Source organism: Bacillus sp. 275, from assembly GCF_001999205.1.
Lineage (GTDB): Bacteria > Bacillota > Bacilli > Bacillales > Bacillaceae > Bacillus > Bacillus velezensis.
The window spans coordinates 2,565,391-2,580,535 of the sequence record NZ_CP019626.1; the positions used below are offsets into that span (position 1 = coordinate 2,565,391).

General features: G+C 43.5%; 18 protein-coding genes. 16 read left to right on the forward strand and 2 right to left on the reverse strand.

Annotated elements, in window-relative coordinates:
- Positions 1-27 precede the first annotated feature (27 nt).
- Positions 28-1,104 (forward strand): glycosyltransferase family 4 protein, encoded by a 1,077-nt coding sequence (locus BZ167_RS12425; RefSeq protein WP_003151382.1) that lies wholly within the window; start codon positions 28-30, stop codon positions 1,102-1,104.
- Positions 1,105-1,202: 98 nt separating this feature from the next.
- Here BZ167_RS12425 and BZ167_RS12430 read toward each other — a convergent pair whose 3' ends face one another.
- Together BZ167_RS12430 and BZ167_RS12435 are read right to left on the reverse strand one after the other, a co-directional pair.
- Positions 1,203-2,417 (reverse strand): LCP family protein, encoded by a 1,215-nt coding sequence (locus tag BZ167_RS12430; RefSeq protein WP_015418337.1) that lies wholly within the window; start codon positions 2,415-2,417, stop codon positions 1,203-1,205.
- Between the two features lie 4 nt (positions 2,418-2,421).
- Positions 2,422-3,069 carry a YigZ family protein gene (locus BZ167_RS12435; RefSeq protein ID WP_007407485.1) on the reverse strand — a complete coding sequence of 216 codons (648 nt, stop codon included), beginning with the start codon at positions 3,067-3,069 and terminating at the stop codon, positions 2,422-2,424.
- A gap of 222 nt (positions 3,070-3,291) precedes the next feature.
- On the opposite strand from BZ167_RS12435, the gene degS reads away from it, so the two are divergent.
- From degS to BZ167_RS12510, 15 genes are all read left to right on the forward strand, one after another.
- Entirely contained in the window at positions 3,292-4,455 is a 1,164-nt protein-coding gene (gene degS, locus BZ167_RS12440) for a two-component sensor histidine kinase DegS (protein WP_007407484.1), read from the forward strand.
- 76 nt (positions 4,456-4,531) lie between these two features.
- Positions 4,532-5,221, forward strand: a complete 690-nt coding sequence (degU, locus tag BZ167_RS12445; RefSeq protein ID WP_061860922.1) for a two-component system response regulator DegU — start codon at positions 4,532-4,534, stop codon at positions 5,219-5,221.
- Positions 5,222-5,318: 97 nt separating this feature from the next.
- Positions 5,319-6,167 carry a DegV family protein gene (locus BZ167_RS12450; protein ID WP_061860921.1) on the forward strand — a complete coding sequence of 283 codons (849 nt, stop codon included), beginning with the start codon at positions 5,319-5,321 and terminating at the stop codon, positions 6,165-6,167.
- A 107-nt stretch (positions 6,168-6,274) separates the two neighbouring features.
- Positions 6,275-7,660 (forward strand): ATP-dependent helicase ComFA, encoded by a 1,386-nt coding sequence (locus tag BZ167_RS12455; RefSeq protein WP_061860920.1) that lies wholly within the window; start codon positions 6,275-6,277, stop codon positions 7,658-7,660.
- 57 nt (positions 7,661-7,717) lie between these two features.
- Positions 7,718-8,002, forward strand: a complete 285-nt coding sequence (locus BZ167_RS12460) for a late competence protein ComFB (protein WP_003151389.1) — start codon at positions 7,718-7,720, stop codon at positions 8,000-8,002.
- Positions 8,003-8,007: 5 nt separating this feature from the next.
- Positions 8,008-8,697 (forward strand): phosphoribosyltransferase family protein, encoded by a 690-nt coding sequence (locus BZ167_RS12465; protein WP_198039463.1) that lies wholly within the window; start codon positions 8,008-8,010, stop codon positions 8,695-8,697.
- Between the two features lie 73 nt (positions 8,698-8,770).
- Positions 8,771-9,190, forward strand: a complete 420-nt coding sequence (locus BZ167_RS12470) for a TIGR03826 family flagellar region protein (protein WP_025285352.1) — start codon at positions 8,771-8,773, stop codon at positions 9,188-9,190.
- Positions 9,191-9,259: 69 nt separating this feature from the next.
- Complete coding sequence (gene flgM / locus BZ167_RS12475) at positions 9,260-9,526, forward strand: flagellar biosynthesis anti-sigma factor FlgM (protein WP_003151393.1); 267 nt, start codon at positions 9,260-9,262, stop codon at positions 9,524-9,526.
- A 14-nt stretch (positions 9,527-9,540) separates the two neighbouring features.
- The gene (locus BZ167_RS12480; protein WP_003151394.1) at positions 9,541-10,023 is read left to right on the forward strand and encodes a flagellar protein FlgN; all 483 of its coding nucleotides are present in this window, start codon (positions 9,541-9,543) and stop codon (positions 10,021-10,023) included.
- Between the two features lie 15 nt (positions 10,024-10,038).
- Positions 10,039-11,556, forward strand: coding sequence for a flagellar hook-associated protein FlgK (flgK, locus tag BZ167_RS12485; RefSeq protein ID WP_032869556.1), 1,518 nt, complete (start codon positions 10,039-10,041; stop codon positions 11,554-11,556).
- A gap of 11 nt (positions 11,557-11,567) precedes the next feature.
- A complete protein-coding gene (gene flgL / locus BZ167_RS12490; protein WP_003151396.1) occupies positions 11,568-12,485 on the forward strand; it encodes a flagellar hook-associated protein FlgL in 918 nt (305 codons plus the stop codon).
- Positions 12,486-12,575: 90 nt separating this feature from the next.
- On the forward strand, positions 12,576-13,145 hold the full coding sequence (locus BZ167_RS12495) for a DUF6470 family protein (RefSeq protein ID WP_007407476.1): 570 nt from the start codon (positions 12,576-12,578) through the stop codon (positions 13,143-13,145).
- Positions 13,146-13,174: 29 nt separating this feature from the next.
- Positions 13,175-13,606: a flagellar assembly protein FliW gene (gene fliW, locus BZ167_RS12500; protein WP_007407475.1), complete on the forward strand. Its 432-nt coding sequence runs from the start codon at positions 13,175-13,177 to the stop codon at positions 13,604-13,606.
- On the forward strand, positions 13,600-13,824 hold the full coding sequence (csrA, locus tag BZ167_RS12505; RefSeq protein ID WP_003151402.1) for a carbon storage regulator CsrA: 225 nt from the start codon (positions 13,600-13,602) through the stop codon (positions 13,822-13,824). Before fliW ends, csrA begins: the two co-directional genes overlap by 7 nt.
- Positions 13,825-13,968: 144 nt before the next feature.
- The gene (locus tag BZ167_RS12510) at positions 13,969-15,123 is read left to right on the forward strand and encodes a flagellin N-terminal helical domain-containing protein (RefSeq protein ID WP_053574008.1); all 1,155 of its coding nucleotides are present in this window, start codon (positions 13,969-13,971) and stop codon (positions 15,121-15,123) included.
- The last annotated feature ends 22 nt before the right edge of the window (positions 15,124-15,145 follow it).

A 15,145-nucleotide genomic window follows, 5' to 3' on the forward strand; every position in this document is an offset into this window, starting at 1 on the left:
TCATATAATTCCAAAGGAGACTTCTTTATGCTTGACGAACGCATGTTTCGCATAGTTGTTGCGTTTTTTGTCTCTCTGCTAACGGTTTTAATCCTAACTCCTATCGTAAAAAAAATTGCGATCAAAATAGGTGCAGTTGACCAGCCCAGCAACCGAAAAGTACATGATAAAATAATGCCCCGTATGGGCGGCTTGGCCATCTTTATCGGCGTAGCGGCGGGTGTGCTCGCGGCCGGCATATATAATGAAACGAAAATGACCGCCATCACGGTGGGTGCGTTTATTATTGTTATTTTAGGAATCCTTGATGATAAATACCAATTAAGCGCAAAGGTAAAGTTTTTCGTCCAGCTGGCCGTGGCCATTATGATTGTGAGCACGGGACTGAAAATGGACTTTTTCTCCGTACCGTTTTTAACGGAACGTTTAGAATTGGGATGGGTCGCTTACCCGCTGACTGTGTTATGGATCGTCGGTATTACGAACGCGATGAACCTGATTGACGGTTTGGACGGACTCGCTGCCGGCCTGTCGGTCATCGGACTCTCCACTATCGCCGTTATGGCGTTGTCCGGAGGGAAAATCCTTATTCTGTCACTTTCACTTGTCGTGATAGGAAGCACACTCGGATTTTTATTTTATAATTTTCACCCGGCAAAGATATTTATGGGAGATACCGGATCGCTCTTTCTCGGATACGTCATCTCAGTACTCTCATTATTAGGTCTTTATAAAAGTGTTACTTTATTCAGTATCATCATTCCGATCATCATTTTGGGCGTGCCGATTTTTGATACGACATTCGCCGTCATCAGGCGGATTTTAAACAAACAGCCGATCTCAGCGCCTGATAAGTCACATATACACCACCGGCTGATGGCCTTCGGGCTGTCACACCGCACGGCTGTCATTATCATTTATTTAATCGGCTTTATTTTCAGCGTCAGTGCCATCCTGCTGAAAAGCGCGACCATATGGCTTTCGCTGTTTATTATTTTTGTATTGATTGTATTTATGCAAATCATAGCAGAGGTCACAGGGTTAGTAAATGAACAATTTAAACCATTTACCAAGTTTTACAAGAGATTGGTAAAGAAAAATTAAAAAGAGCAGATCATGCGAATGGTCTGCTTTTTTGTGGATTCTGCTATTCTCTTATTATATAAAAAAACCCGATCCTGCTCAAAGGATCGGGTTTACTCTTAATAGCCTGTTGTGCCGCCGGACTGTGTGCTGCCCGTACCGTTTTCACCTGCAGTACCGCTGGTTGAATCAGTCGTGCCGCTTGTTCCTGTGCTGCCGGAAGGCGAATCAGCCGTACCGCCTGTTCCCGTGCTGTCGGAAGTCGAATCAGTCGTACTGTCCGTTCCGGTGCTGTCAGAAGCAGGATCGGATGCCGTGCTGTTTCCGGACGGGTAATCCAGATGTTTCTGCAATTCCTGCCGTATTTTTTCGAGATTGGTCGGATCCGGCTGGAAATAATATGTTCCACGCGTAGTTGCGGTTCCGCCTAAATATAAATCTGATCCTGTTATGGTCAGTGTATCAACCTTTTTGCTTGTAAAGCCGCTGTAAATCTGCTGAAGAGCGAGTCCTTCAGTGATTCGGATATTCGTTTGGACGTTATTGCTCGCTGTTTCAGCGATTTTATCAATTTTAGCAATATTTCCAGCTCTGGACATTTGGTCGATCAGTGCGTTTAAGATTTGCTTTTGGCGGTCATTCCGGCCGAAGTCTCCGCGCTTATCCTGTTTTCTCATCCGCGCGTAAGCCAAAGCCTGCTCACCGTTCAAATGCATGTTTCCTTTCTTGAAATAGATCCGTTTCTTTTTACTGACGTCACTCATCTCGTCGAAGTCAAACGGCACTTTTACATCGACCCCGCCTACTTCATCAATAACATCCTTAAAGCCATTGAAGTCGACAGTGACATACTTATCAATCGGTATGCCTAATAAGTCTTCGACGGTTGAGACGGTTTCATCCGCTCCGCCCTTAGCAAAAGCCGCATTGATTTTTGATTTTTTACCGGTTGTGTCGCCGGCAAGCGTCACCCGCGTATCACGCGGAATACTCAGCATTTTCATTGTTTTATTTCTCGGATCAAGGGTAACGACAATAAGAGAATCTGATCGTCCGCCTTTTCCGCTTGTGGCATAATTTTCGATCCCCATAAACAAAATGGAGAACGGTTTTTTCTTCATATTGATGACTTTATCCCGTAATTTTGATTTGTCTCCGCGGGAAAGGGCATCATATGCATTATCTGCCGCATTGATCGTTTTGTATACTTTGTATCCGCCAAACCCGGCAGCGACTAACAAAACGAGGGTAAGCAGCAGCAAAATCCGTTTGAATATGATCTTTCGTTTGCTTTTCTTTTTCTTTCGAACACGCACTCTTACACGTTCAGCCATTACATTAGTCTCCTTTAGGGCTGACGTCTGTTTCTAAATACGTCAGTTCTCCCTCTGTATTCTTACTCTTGCCGTTCGTCAGTTCTGTCATCCATTTGATAAACGCTTCTTTGTCTTTTTCTTCAACGTACGTTTCAAATTCGACATGATCCGCATAATGGATATCTTTCAGTAAAAAAACTGATTCTCTCAGTTCGTTCTCTATCTTGCCGAGCCACGTATAATCCGCTGATGTATGCATAATCCGCATCAGCTTCCGCTCCGTAACTCCTATATGATTTAAGCCTTCAGACACTGACTTTCCATATGCACGAATCAATCCGCCTGCACCGAGCTTTATTCCGCCGAAATACCGGGTAACCACCGCGCAGGTATCTTTCAGACCGCGTTTTTTCAGCACTTCCAGCATGGGGACGCCGGCTGTGCCGCTTGGTTCTCCGTCATCATTCGCCTTTTGTATATGGTCGGTTTCGCCGATCAGATAAGCTGAGCAGTTATGAGTCGCATTCCAGTGCTGTTTTTTTATCTTTTGTATAAATTCCTGCGCTTCCTCTTCAGAAGCAGCACGGCTCAGGTGACAGATAAAACGCGATTTTTCAATCACAATCTCATGTTCACCCGTTTCTTTAACTGTTAAATAGCTGTGCAGCATGATTGCTGGACCCTCCTGACAAGCATTAAAAGACTTGTTTCTACAAATTCGAACAGACTTTAGAATTTTTGCGCATATTTTGGTATCATGAAAGAGTAAGATACTATATAAAAATGTTTTTTTCTAGAATATACGCATTCTTTCATTATAATTCGACATAAATTGCAGTTCAATTACATTTATAATAAAAATACATAACAACACCGTTACGGAGGGAGACAGATGAATAAATCGAAGATGGACTCCAAAGTTTTGGATTCTATACTTATGAAAATGCTGAAAACCGTGGACGGGAGTAAGGACGAGGTTTTTCAAATCGGAGAGCAGTCGCGCCAGCAATATGAGCAGCTGGTTGAAGAACTCAAACAGATCAAACAGCAGGTCTACGAAGTCATTGAGCTGGGCGACAAACTTGAAGTTCATACGCGGCACGCACGAAACCGCTTGTCTGAAGTAAGCAGAAATTTCCATAAGTTCAGTGAAGAAGAAATTCGCAACGCCTATGAAAAGGCGCACAAACTTCAAGTGGAACTGACGATGATCCAACAGCGTGAAAAGCAGCTGCGGGAGCGCAGAGATGATTTAGAACGCCGGCTTTTGGGGCTTCAGGAAATCATTGAACGGTCAGAATCATTGGTCAGCCAAATAACCGTCGTTCTGAATTACCTGAATCAAGACCTTCGCCAAGTAGGGCTTCTTCTTGCCGATGCGCAGGCTAAACAAGATTTCGGTTTAAGAATTATTGAAGCCCAAGAGGAAGAAAGAAAAAGAGTTTCCAGAGAAATTCATGACGGTCCCGCGCAAATGCTGGCAAATGTCATGATGAGATCGGAATTAATTGAACGGATCTTCCGCGACCGCGGCACGGAGGACGGATTTCAGGAAATCAGAAATCTGCGGCAGAATGTGCGGAATGCCCTTTACGAAGTCAGAAGGATTATATATGATTTAAGACCGATGGCATTGGACGATCTCGGGCTGATTCCGACACTGAGAAAATATCTTTATACAACTGAAGAATACAACGGAAAGGTGAAAATACATTTTCAGTGTATCGGAGACACGGAGAACCAAAGGCTTGCCCCGCAATTTGAAGTGGCGCTTTTCCGTCTCGCTCAGGAAGCCGTCACAAATGCACTCAAGCATTCAGAATCAGAGGAAATTACAGTAAAAGTGGAAGTAACCGCTGATTTTGTCGTTCTCATCATTAAGGACAACGGAAAAGGCTTTGATATTAAGGATGCTAAACAAAAGAAAAACAAGTCATTCGGCTTGCTGGGAATGAAAGAAAGAGTAGATCTGCTTGAAGGAACGATAACGATAGACTCTAAAATAGGTCTTGGGACATTTATCATGATTAAGGTTCCGTTATCTCTCGGCCTATAATTTGTTAAATAGAGCCAAAAGACATATTGACCGAACAGCGGCGTATATAGAACAATAGGATAAGGAGGCGTAGCGTGTGACTAAAGTAAATATTGTTATTATCGACGACCATCAACTATTCCGTGAGGGTGTAAAAAGAATATTGGATTTTGAACCTACCTTTGAAGTGGTAGCAGAAGGTGACGATGGAGATGAGGCGGCTCGAATCGTCGAGCATTACCATCCCGATGTTGTCATAATGGACATCAATATGCCGAATGTAAATGGAGTAGAGGCTACTAAACAGCTTGTTGAGCTGTACCCTGAATCTAAGGTGATTATCCTCTCCATCCATGATGATGAAAACTATGTGACTCATGCTTTAAAAACAGGTGCAAGAGGCTATCTCCTGAAAGAGATGGACGCAGATACTTTAATCGAAGCAGTGAAAGTGGTAGCCGAGGGCGGTTCTTACCTTCACCCGAAAGTAACCCACAATCTTGTCAACGAATTCCGCCGTCTTGCGACAAGCGGAGTTTCTGTTCATCCTCAGCATGAGGTTTACCCGGAAATCCGGAGACCATTACATATATTAACGAGACGGGAATGTGAAGTGCTGCAAATGCTTGCAGACGGAAAAAGCAACCGCGGAATCGGTGAATCATTGTTTATCAGTGAGAAAACAGTGAAAAACCACGTGAGTAATATTTTGCAGAAAATGAACGTTAATGACCGGACACAAGCCGTTGTCGTGGCCATTAAAAACGGCTGGGTAGAGATGCGTTAGTCATGTGTGAGAAGACTTGCCTGTTATGGCAAGTCTTTTTTTACAGCTGCATATCTATTAAAATACTTATTAAGTACTTAATAAGGCAGGTAAAGTGATGAAGATTGCAGTTGTAACAGACAGTACAGCATATATTCCGAAAGAGATGAGAGAAGAACATCATATTCATATGATCCCTCTCCAAGTGGTTTTCGGTGAAAAAACATTCCGCGAAGAAACAGAACTCGACTGGAGAAGTTTTTATAAAGAAGTAAAAAATCATGATGAGCTGCCGACTACGTCTCAGCCTTCTTTCGGTGAATTAATCGCATTGTACGAAGAACTGGGCAAAACATATGACGCAGTCATAAGCATACATTTGTCCAGCGGAATCAGCGGAACATATAGCAGCGCCGCCTCGGCAAACACTATGGTTGATCATATTAAAGTTTATCCCTTTGATTCAGAGATCAGCTGTTTGGCACAAGGTTTTTATGCATTAAAGGCAGCACAGCTCATTAAAGACGGTGTTGACTCACCGGAAGAGATTATAAAAGAGCTGGATGATATGAAAAAAACAGTCCGTGCGTATTTTATGGTGGACGATTTATCACACCTCCAGCGGGGCGGGCGTCTAAGCAGTGCTCAGGCTTTTATCGGCGGTCTGTTAAAGGTAAAGCCTATTCTTCATTTTGACAATAAGGTAATTGTTCCTTTTGAGAAGATTCGGACACGCAAAAAAGCGATTTCGAGAATTTTTGAGCTGTTTGGGGAGGATGCAAGTAAAGGAATCCCGATGCGGGCCGCTGTCATCCATGCAAACAGGGAAGAAGAAGCGGCGGATATTATACAGGAGTTAAGCGGTAAGTATCCTCATGTCGAATTCTATAACAGCTATTTCGGTGCCGTGATTGGAACCCATTTGGGGGAAGGTGCCATCGGAATCGGCTGGTGCTTTAAAAACTAAGTGAAAATCTCCGTTTTCAAGGGCGGAGATTTTTTTATTATTAAGTTTTCGTGATTCGACAAAAAAATTCCCGGCAGGCATACTTTGAGCAGAAAGGAGGCAGGGAGATGTCCGAAGGTGCTTCAGAATTTTCAGAGGTGCGGGATTTCTTTTACGGCCGGCATTTATTGAGATCTGAGATACCGTTTTCAGATCAGCGCATCAAGCGTTTTATAGAAAAAGAGTATATAACGGCCGAGCCGTCAATCATCCGCCGGAAAAACCGTTACGTCTGCCAACGATGCGGTCAGTCTGATCAAGCCTGCTTTGCGGCATTTTGGGCGTCCTCTGCCAAAAGGCAGATTACCTATTGCCGTGCTTGTGTCATGATGGGAAGGGCTGATGAACTGACATCATTATATTCTTGGAATCAAGCCTCTGAAAACAGCTGGGAGCCTGTAAAGCTTTCTTGGGAAGGAACACTGACAGACGGACAGAAGCAGGCGGCCGCCGCGCTTACAGATGCGATAAAAGAGAGACAAGAGCTGTTAGTATGGGCGGTTTGCGGATCGGGGAAAACAGAGATGCTGTTTCCGGGTATCGAGTTTGCTCTGAATCACGGTTTGCGCGTCTGTGTCGCGACTCCGCGTACAGATGTCGTACTTGAACTGCTGCCGAGACTGAAAAAAGCATTTGAGAAAGTCGACGTTTCTGCTTTGTACGGCGGCAGCGAGGACAAAGGCCGTCTGACTCCGTTAATGATTTCAACCGCTCACCAGCTGATGCGCTACCGAGACATTTTTGATGTCATGATAATAGATGAAGTAGATGCGTTTCCTTTTTCAGCCGATGAGACATTAAGATTCGCTGTTGATAAAGCGAGGAAGAAAAACAGCGCCCTTGTTTATGTAACGGCAACTCCTTCAGACACATTAAAAAAGAAGGCCGAAGCCGGTTTGCTGAAAAGCGTCCGCATACCGGCCAGATATCATCGGAAACCCCTCCCGGAGCCGCGTTTTTTGTGGTGCGGCAATTGGAAGAAGAAGCTTCAGAAAGGAAAACTGCCGCGCTCTGTAACCGATTGGGTCCGCCAAAAACTTCAATCACAGCTGCCGGTTTTCTTATTCGTTCCGTCTGTAGACGTATTGAAAAAGACAACGGATTATTTTCAGAAATTAAATGTAAGGGCAGAAGGCGTTCATGCGGAAGACACATTCAGAAAGGATAAAGTGAAACGGTTCAGAGACGGCCAACTTGACCTGCTGGTAACGACTACGATTTTAGAAAGAGGGGTTACCGTGCCCAAAGTTCAGACATGTGTCCTCGGCGCAGAAGCACCTATCTTTACTGAGAGCGCGCTCGTACAGATCGCGGGCAGAACGGGAAGGCATTATAAACATTTCTGCGGTGATGTCGTCATGTTTCATTTCGGAATGACAAACGGAATGAAACAAGCAAAAAAACATATAGAACATATGAACAAATTGGCACAAAAAAGTAAATTGTTGGACTAGTTAATTTCAGAAAACGTGATACAGTATACTCATACTTTCCTATGAGGAGCTGTCAGCATGCTTGTCAATTCTAAAGAAATCATATTAAAGGAACTTCTCGACCGCCATATGCCTAAGCTTCATATGAAATGCACATGCCGGGTATGCAAAAATGATGTACTGGCACTTTCACTTAACCGGGCTGAACCGGCATATGTTACAGATAAAAAGAAAGTTGCTTATGCAAAAGCAGAGATAGTTGATAAACAGAAAAATACGGCGCTGCTTGTCATTCTGGCTGAATCAGCGGCGATTGTTTCGGTTAATCCAAGCGAGTTCTGTGAAACTCGGGAAGGGGCGTAATATCTCTGAATTGTTTATTGTGTGACTCACCAATTTCAAGTTCATTGACTTGGAGATCTCTGTTTTCTCTGGCGCCCGAGCAAGAGATATGCAGCATATGCAGCAGCCAATTCGAAAAAATTGAAGGCCCCTTATGCAGTATATGCGGGAGGCCTCAGGAGTCAAATGAAAAATGTGCTGATTGTGCGGCCCGGGAATCAAAAACGGAAAAGCGCTTTTTGCTGCGGCAAAACCGTTCGGTATATTTGTATAATGATGCGATGAAGGACTCATTGGCCCGTTTTAAATTCAGGGGTGATGCGAAAATCATTCAAGCATTTGAACGTGACTTTGCTGCCGGCTTTAAAGCGGCATATCCATCAAATAAACATACTCTCATCCCTATTCCGCTGAGCGGCGAACGGCTGGCGGAACGCGGATTCAATCAATCCGAGCTGCTGGCCTCTCTGCTCGGAATGCCCGTCATTTTCCCCCTCATCCGACTGAACAATGAAAAACAATCCAAAAAGAGCAAAACAGACAGGCTGTCTGCAGAAAAAAAGTTTTCAGCAGCCGAAAACTCCGCCGAAGGTATGAACGTCATTTTAATAGATGATATTTATACGACGGGCGCCACACTTCACCAAGCCGCCGAAGTCCTGCTGACAGCGGGTAAAGCGTCATCGGTCTCCTCTTTTACTTTAATCAGGAGCTAAATCATTCTTTTTTTCTGCCGATATAATTGATAGAAATATAAGGCAGATTAAAGAAGGAATAGGAGTTAATACGATGGGTGAATTGGCGAATTGTCCAAAATGCAATGCTTTATTTTTTAAAACGAACCTGCAGACTGTGTGCCAGGCATGTATTAAAGAAGAAGAAAAAGCATTTGAAACCGTCTATAAATTTTTGAGAAAGCAGATCAACAGACAGTCGACGATGCAGCAGATCACTGAGGAAACAGGTGTGGATGAAGAGCTGATCCTCAAGTTTATCAAACAAAAAAGAATTCAGATCAGCCAGCTTCCGAATTTGGCATATCCTTGCGAAAGGTGCGGAAATCCAATCAGGACGGGGAAATTTTGCAAGTCCTGTCAGACAGATATTGAGTCGCAATTAGACCATATGAACCAAAAAACAGCCGCTGAATTCGAAGATAAAAACAGTACAAAAGACACATACTATGCCTATAATACCAAAAACACCTGATTCCCTAAACTAACTGATAACGCAGTCGATAAAAGAATTAGACTGCGAACAGAAAGCGAGAGGAATCCTATGAAAATCAATCAGTACGGAACACAATCCGTTAATCCATACCAAAAAAATTACGAAAAGCAAGCCGTACAAAAAGAGGCTGCAAAGCCGAAGGACAAAGTGGAAATTTCTTCTCATGCAAAAGAGCTTCAAAATGCGTCAGATGCGGTCACTAAAACACGACAGGAAAAAATCGCTCAGCTTAAAGCGGATATAGAGAGCGGAACATATAAAATAGATTCAAACAGCATCGCTGAAAACATAGTAAATTTCTATAAAAAGCAATAAAAAGGAGAAAGCCAATGTCAGCAAAGCCAATTATTGATCAACTGAAGCGACTTTGCGCACTGCATGAACATCTGCTCACGCTGTCTGAGGAGAAAACGGAAGCGCTGAAAGCAGGTAAAACAAAAGAGCTCTCCAACATATTGACCAAAGAGCAAAAGTATATTCAGGCAATCGGGCAGACTGAGGAAGAACGAATCAGGTTAACTTCTCAGTTTCTCAGCCGCGGTGAGGACAATACAATTGCTGCATGCATCTCCAGAACTTCAGGCAGTGAAAAACAGGAGCTTGAAGGGTTATTTCACTCTTTGTCTGCGCTTCTTGACCGTCTGAAAGAAGTGAATGAGATGAACAAACAGCTCACGATTCAGGCTTTACAATTCATCTCCGGGGCATTCGATATGATCATGCCGGGTGAAAAAGAGAATATGAATTATAAAGAGCCGCAAGCGGCGCGCAAGCCTGTCAGCCGTTTGACATTATTCGATTCAAAAGCTTAGAACGGAGGATTTTCAATGCCATCGACTTTTATGGGGCTGGAAACAGCAAGGCGTGCATTGAGTGCGCAGCAGACTGCATTGAGCACAGTTTCAAATAACGTTGCAAATGCAAATACAGAAGGATACACGAGGCAGCGCGTCACATTACAATCGACGAGCCCTTATCCCGCAGTATCAAAAAACAGTGATCTGACGGCCGGCCAAATTGGAACAGGAGTAAAAGCCGGTTCAGTTGAGCGCGTCAGAGACAGTTTTTTAGACTATCAGTACAGAACTGAAAATACAAAATTAGGGTACTATACAGCCCGTTCCAATTCATTGTCACAAATGGAAGGCGTCATGAAAGAGCTTGACGATAACGGATTAAACGGATCGCTCAGTTCGTTTTGGAATGCCCTTCAGGATCTGGCGACGAATCCGGAAAATACGGGAGCGCGCTCAGTTTTGCAGGAGCAGGGGAAATCTCTTGCCGAAAGCTTTAACTATATATCTACCTCTTTGACTAACATTCAGGGTGATATTAAAAAGAACCTGGATAACACAGCGGATCAGGTCAATTCCATTCTCAATCAGCTGAATGACCTTAACAATCAAATAGCGGCAGTTGAGCCGAGCGGTATGCTCCCTAATGATTTGTATGACCAAAGAGACAGATTGATTGATCAATTATCTTCTATGGCAAATATTAAAGTTTCATATAATAAGTCGGGCGGACATGCCTTGGCGACTGCTGAGGGCACGGTTAACGTCGAATTGCTGAACGGAAACAACAATTCTCTCGGTACGCTGCTCGACGGTAACACAAAAACAGTTTCAGAAATGAAAATCAATTACGACAAGGACAGCGGCCTCGTGTCGAGTGTGTCAGTCGGCAGCAATACGGTCAATGCGGATGCATTTACCGGAAAAGGCTCACTTTTAGGTCTTATTGAATCATACGGCTATATGTCAAACGGAGAAGAAAAAGGTCTTTATCCTGAAATGCTGACGGCTCTTGACAATATGGCGCTGTCCTTTGCTGACGCGTTTAATGCAGTTCATGAAAAAGGGAAGACCTATACAGGCGAACAGGGTGCAGCATTTTTTGATTTCAGCGGTGGTGAAGCGGTGCCGGCAAAAGGTGCGGCAGCGAAAATAAAAGTCAGTGACAAAATCCTTGCGTCTACTGATAATATCGCAGCGTCGTTAAACGGAGAAAAAAGTGACGGCACCAACGCGACAAATCTTGCAGCCGTACAGAACAGCAAGCTGACTATTAACGGTGAAACCACTACAATTAATGACTTTTATGAATCCCTTATCGGAAAGCTGGGCGTTAATTCACAAAAAGCGGCCAATCTTATGAACAACTCTGAAAGCAACACCCTTTCAGCCGATGAACGGAGACAATCAGTCAGTGCAGTGTCTTTAGATGAAGAAATGACAAATATGATTCAGTTTCAGCACGCTTATAATGCGGCTGCGCGGATTATAACGATGCAAGATGAAATATTCGATAAAATTATTAACGGTATGGGCACCGGAGGAAGATAGGAGATAAGTAAATGAGAGTAACTCAAGGGATGATCGCAAAAAATTCTCTTCGATTTATCGGCTCAAGTTATGACAAGCTCGATCGGCTTCAGCAGCAAGTGTCTACGGGGAAAAAAATCACAAAAGCTTCTGATGATCCGGTCGTTGCAATGAAGGGAATGCAGTACCGTACTCAGCTTGCGCAGGTAAACCAGTATCAGCGGAATGTTTCGCAAGGTTTTACATGGCTGGAAAACTCGGAATCAAGCGTAAACTCGGAAACGGATATTATGGGGAAAATCCGAGACTTGATGGTTCAGGCGAAAAGTGATTCGAACGGTGAAACAGAATTGAAAGCAATCGGTACAGAAATCGGCCAGCTGAAAAAGCAGCTCGTTTCTGTCGCGAATACTCAGGTAAACGGACGTTATCTGTTTAACGGAACAAATTCAGACGTCCCGCCGATCACTGAAAATGCCGACGGCACTTATACGTATAACTATGAGAATTATACAGGTGCTTCGGATGTTAACATCAACATCTCGAACGGAGCAGTGTTGAAAGTGAATTCTGATCCAAACTCAGCTTTCGGAGGCGTCGCACAAAATGGAGATAATGTATTTGAATTTCTCAACTCCTTAGAAGCTTCTTTAAGCAAAGGCACGCTGTCCGAAGCAGATTCAAATCAAATTCTGTCAGATATTGACGGTTTTACTGATAAAATGAATGCTGAAAAATCCAATATCGGTGCACGCACAAACCGGTTGGAACTCATTCAGACAAGATTGGAATCACAAGCGGCAACCGCTGAAAAAGTATTGTCGGATAATGAGGATGTAGAAATGGAAGATGTAATTGTTGATTATTTATCTCAACAGACGGTTCATAGAGCAGCGCTGTCAGTGAATGCGAATATCATTCAGCCGTCACTGATTGACTTTCTGAAATAATTTAACTGACCGTCTTCAATATATAAAAAAGCGACTCACACCAGGGAGATCGCTTTTTTTACTAAAATACTATAAACAGGAGGGGTCTCTGTGCAGATGCCGAGATTGATTATTGACAGTGTGCCTGCTAAAATCGGTATAACCTTTCAAAAGGAAGAAATCGAGATGGAACAGCCGCCAGCTGACTTGGAAATCGAGCAGCCGCCGGCAGAGCTGAACATTGAAAGCACGCCGGCCAAACTGACGATTGACCAGACGAGGGCGTGGGAGAACTTGAATCTCAAATCATTTGAAAAGCTGAATGCTGAAGCCGCCCAGAAAGGTGCGGAAGCCTGCAGCGAGTTTATAGCAAAAACAGTCAGGGAAGGGAAGGAAATGGCGGCTATCGAAAAGAAAACGGGCAATGTGATGGCCCGGCAGGCAGCAGATGTCAGACCGCCCGATCCATTCGGCGAATTCAGCGACTTTCTGCCTGCGCAGTTTCTCGTCGACATTGACTGCATTCCTTCAAAGCTTACGATTGATATTGAAGCCCGCAAACCTTCAATTGAAGCAGCCGTCAATAAACCTGTATGGAATTATACGCCGGGGAAAGTTCAGATTGATATGATGCAAGACCCTAAGGTGACGATTTCGGTTGATGATGGCAACGCAGAATAAAAGATGAAAGTGGTAAAGGATTGTGAAGCATGATAATTAAAACAAAATATCACGGAGAAATCAGAATAGACGAAGGGCAGATTATCTCATTTGAAAACGGCCTGCCGGGATTTAATGACGAGACTCAATTTGTTGTTCTTCCTTTGTCGGAAGATTCACCGTTTTTGGCGCTGCAGTCTGTGAAACAGGAGCACATCGCCTTTATTGTCGCCAGTCCGTTTATTTTCTTTAAAGGGTACGAATTTGACATTGACCATGCGACGCTTGAACTTTTGCATATTGAAGATATAGAGGACGTCGAAGTGATGGCGATTTTAACGCTGGAAGAGCCTTTTGAAAACACGACCGCCAATTTAAAAGCGCCGATTATCGTCAATAAAAAGGAAATGAAGGCGAAACAAATCATTTTACATGATGCTTCCTATGAAACAAAACATCTGATAGGAGGAGGATCATGCTAGTTCTCTCAAGAAAAGTGAATGAATCCATTCAGATCGGGCCGGATATTGAAATAAAGGTGATCGCCATCGAAGGAGAACAAGTAAAGCTGGGAATTGAAGCGCCTCAGCACGTAGATATTCATCGGAAAGAAATCTACTTGTCGATCCTGGAAGAGAACAACAGAGCTGTATCTTTTAATACTGATTTATTACTTAACCTATCCTCACAAAAAAAGTGAGGATTTTTTTATTTTCAATATAAACAATAGAAGCGGCCATCCGATATATATAGTGTAGCCAATGAGAGGAAAAATTTTCTTCGGAAATGACGCTGCGCAAATGCACAAGGACGTGCGAAAAACAATTCAGGGAGGAAATACAAAATGAGAATCAACCACAATATCGCGGCTCTTAACACTAGCCGTCAGCTGAATGCAGGTTCAAACTCTGCTGCAAAAAACATGGAAAAATTATCTTCAGGTCTTCGCATCAACCGCGCTGGTGATGACGCTGCGGGTCTTGCGATCTCTGAAAAAATGCGTTCTCAAATCCGCGGTTTAGACATGGCGTCTAAAAACGCTCAAGACGGAATCTCTCTTATCCAAACGGCTGAGGGTGCATTAAACGAAACTCACAGCATTCTTCAGCGTATGAGCGAGCTTGCTACACAAGCGGCGAACGATACAAACACCACTTCTGACCGTGACGAGTTACAGAAAGAGATGGATCAGCTTTCTTCTGAAGTGACAAGAATTTCTACAGATACTGAGTTTAACACAAAGAAATTGCTTGATGGCACGGCTGACAAACTGACTTTCCAAATCGGTGCTAACGAAGGTCAAACTATGAGCCTTTCAATCAACAACATGAACGCTGATTCTTTAAAAGTTATTGGCCAAGTTGGCGAAAAGATAGGACTTGATGGAAACTCTGAACTCGAAGTAAGAAATGATCAAGGTGAAGCCGTTAAAATTTCATTCACTGCGGCTGGAACTTCTGATGTAGATAAAACAACTGCGTCTTATGATGAGACTAGCAAAACAGTAACTGTAACATTAGCGCAAAAAGCTGATGGTACTATTACTGCTTCACAAGAAGACGTTCTAAATTCTTTAAATAAAACAGGGGCTGTTAAAGCTACTGCTATTGATGGCGCAGACTTAACTAAAAAAGCTACTGTAGGAGGCGACACTACAACTTCTACTACAGTAAATAAAGACGCTACAAAAGGTATCGACATCTCATCTTCAGCTAAAGCTGCGTCTTCAGCTCTTACAACAATCAAAACAGCTATCGACACAGTATCTAGCGAGCGCGCTAAACTTGGTGCGGTTCAAAACCGTTTAGAGCACACAATCAACAACCTTGGTACTTCTTCTGAGAACCTGACTTCTGCTGAATCACGTATCCGTGACGTAGACATGGCTTCTGAGATGATGCAGTACACGAAAAACAACATCCTTACTCAGGCTTCTCAAGCTATGCTTGCGCAAGCTAACCAACAGCCTCAGCAAGTTCTTCAATTGCTGAAAGGTTAATGACGGAAAGATCCTGGTTCTC

Bases quoted from the DNA above. Each gene is read 5' to 3' on its own strand.
- BZ167_RS12425 (WP_003151382.1), top strand. From the start codon at position 28: ATGCTTGACGAACGCATGTTTCGCATAGTTGTTGCGTTTTTTGTCTCT.
- BZ167_RS12430 (WP_015418337.1), bottom strand. From the start codon at position 2,417: ATGGCTGAACGTGTAAGAGTGCGTGTTCGAAAGAAAAAGAAAAGCAAA.
- BZ167_RS12435 (WP_007407485.1), bottom strand. From the start codon at position 3,069: ATGCTGCACAGCTATTTAACAGTTAAAGAAACGGGTGAACATGAGATT.
- degS (WP_007407484.1), top strand. From the start codon at position 3,292: ATGAATAAATCGAAGATGGACTCCAAAGTTTTGGATTCTATACTTATG.
- BZ167_RS12450 (WP_061860921.1), top strand. From the start codon at position 5,319: ATGAAGATTGCAGTTGTAACAGACAGTACAGCATATATTCCGAAAGAG.
- BZ167_RS12455 (WP_061860920.1), top strand. From the start codon at position 6,275: ATGTCCGAAGGTGCTTCAGAATTTTCAGAGGTGCGGGATTTCTTTTAC.
- BZ167_RS12460 (WP_003151389.1), top strand. From the start codon at position 7,718: ATGCTTGTCAATTCTAAAGAAATCATATTAAAGGAACTTCTCGACCGC.
- BZ167_RS12470 (WP_025285352.1), top strand. From the start codon at position 8,771: ATGGGTGAATTGGCGAATTGTCCAAAATGCAATGCTTTATTTTTTAAA.
- flgM (WP_003151393.1), top strand. From the start codon at position 9,260: ATGAAAATCAATCAGTACGGAACACAATCCGTTAATCCATACCAAAAA.
- BZ167_RS12480 (WP_003151394.1), top strand. From the start codon at position 9,541: ATGTCAGCAAAGCCAATTATTGATCAACTGAAGCGACTTTGCGCACTG.
- flgK (WP_032869556.1), top strand. From the start codon at position 10,039: ATGCCATCGACTTTTATGGGGCTGGAAACAGCAAGGCGTGCATTGAGT.
- flgL (WP_003151396.1), top strand. From the start codon at position 11,568: ATGAGAGTAACTCAAGGGATGATCGCAAAAAATTCTCTTCGATTTATC.
- fliW (WP_007407475.1), top strand. From the start codon at position 13,175: ATGATAATTAAAACAAAATATCACGGAGAAATCAGAATAGACGAAGGG.
- csrA (WP_003151402.1), top strand. From the start codon at position 13,600: ATGCTAGTTCTCTCAAGAAAAGTGAATGAATCCATTCAGATCGGGCCG.
- BZ167_RS12510 (WP_053574008.1), top strand. From the start codon at position 13,969: ATGAGAATCAACCACAATATCGCGGCTCTTAACACTAGCCGTCAGCTG.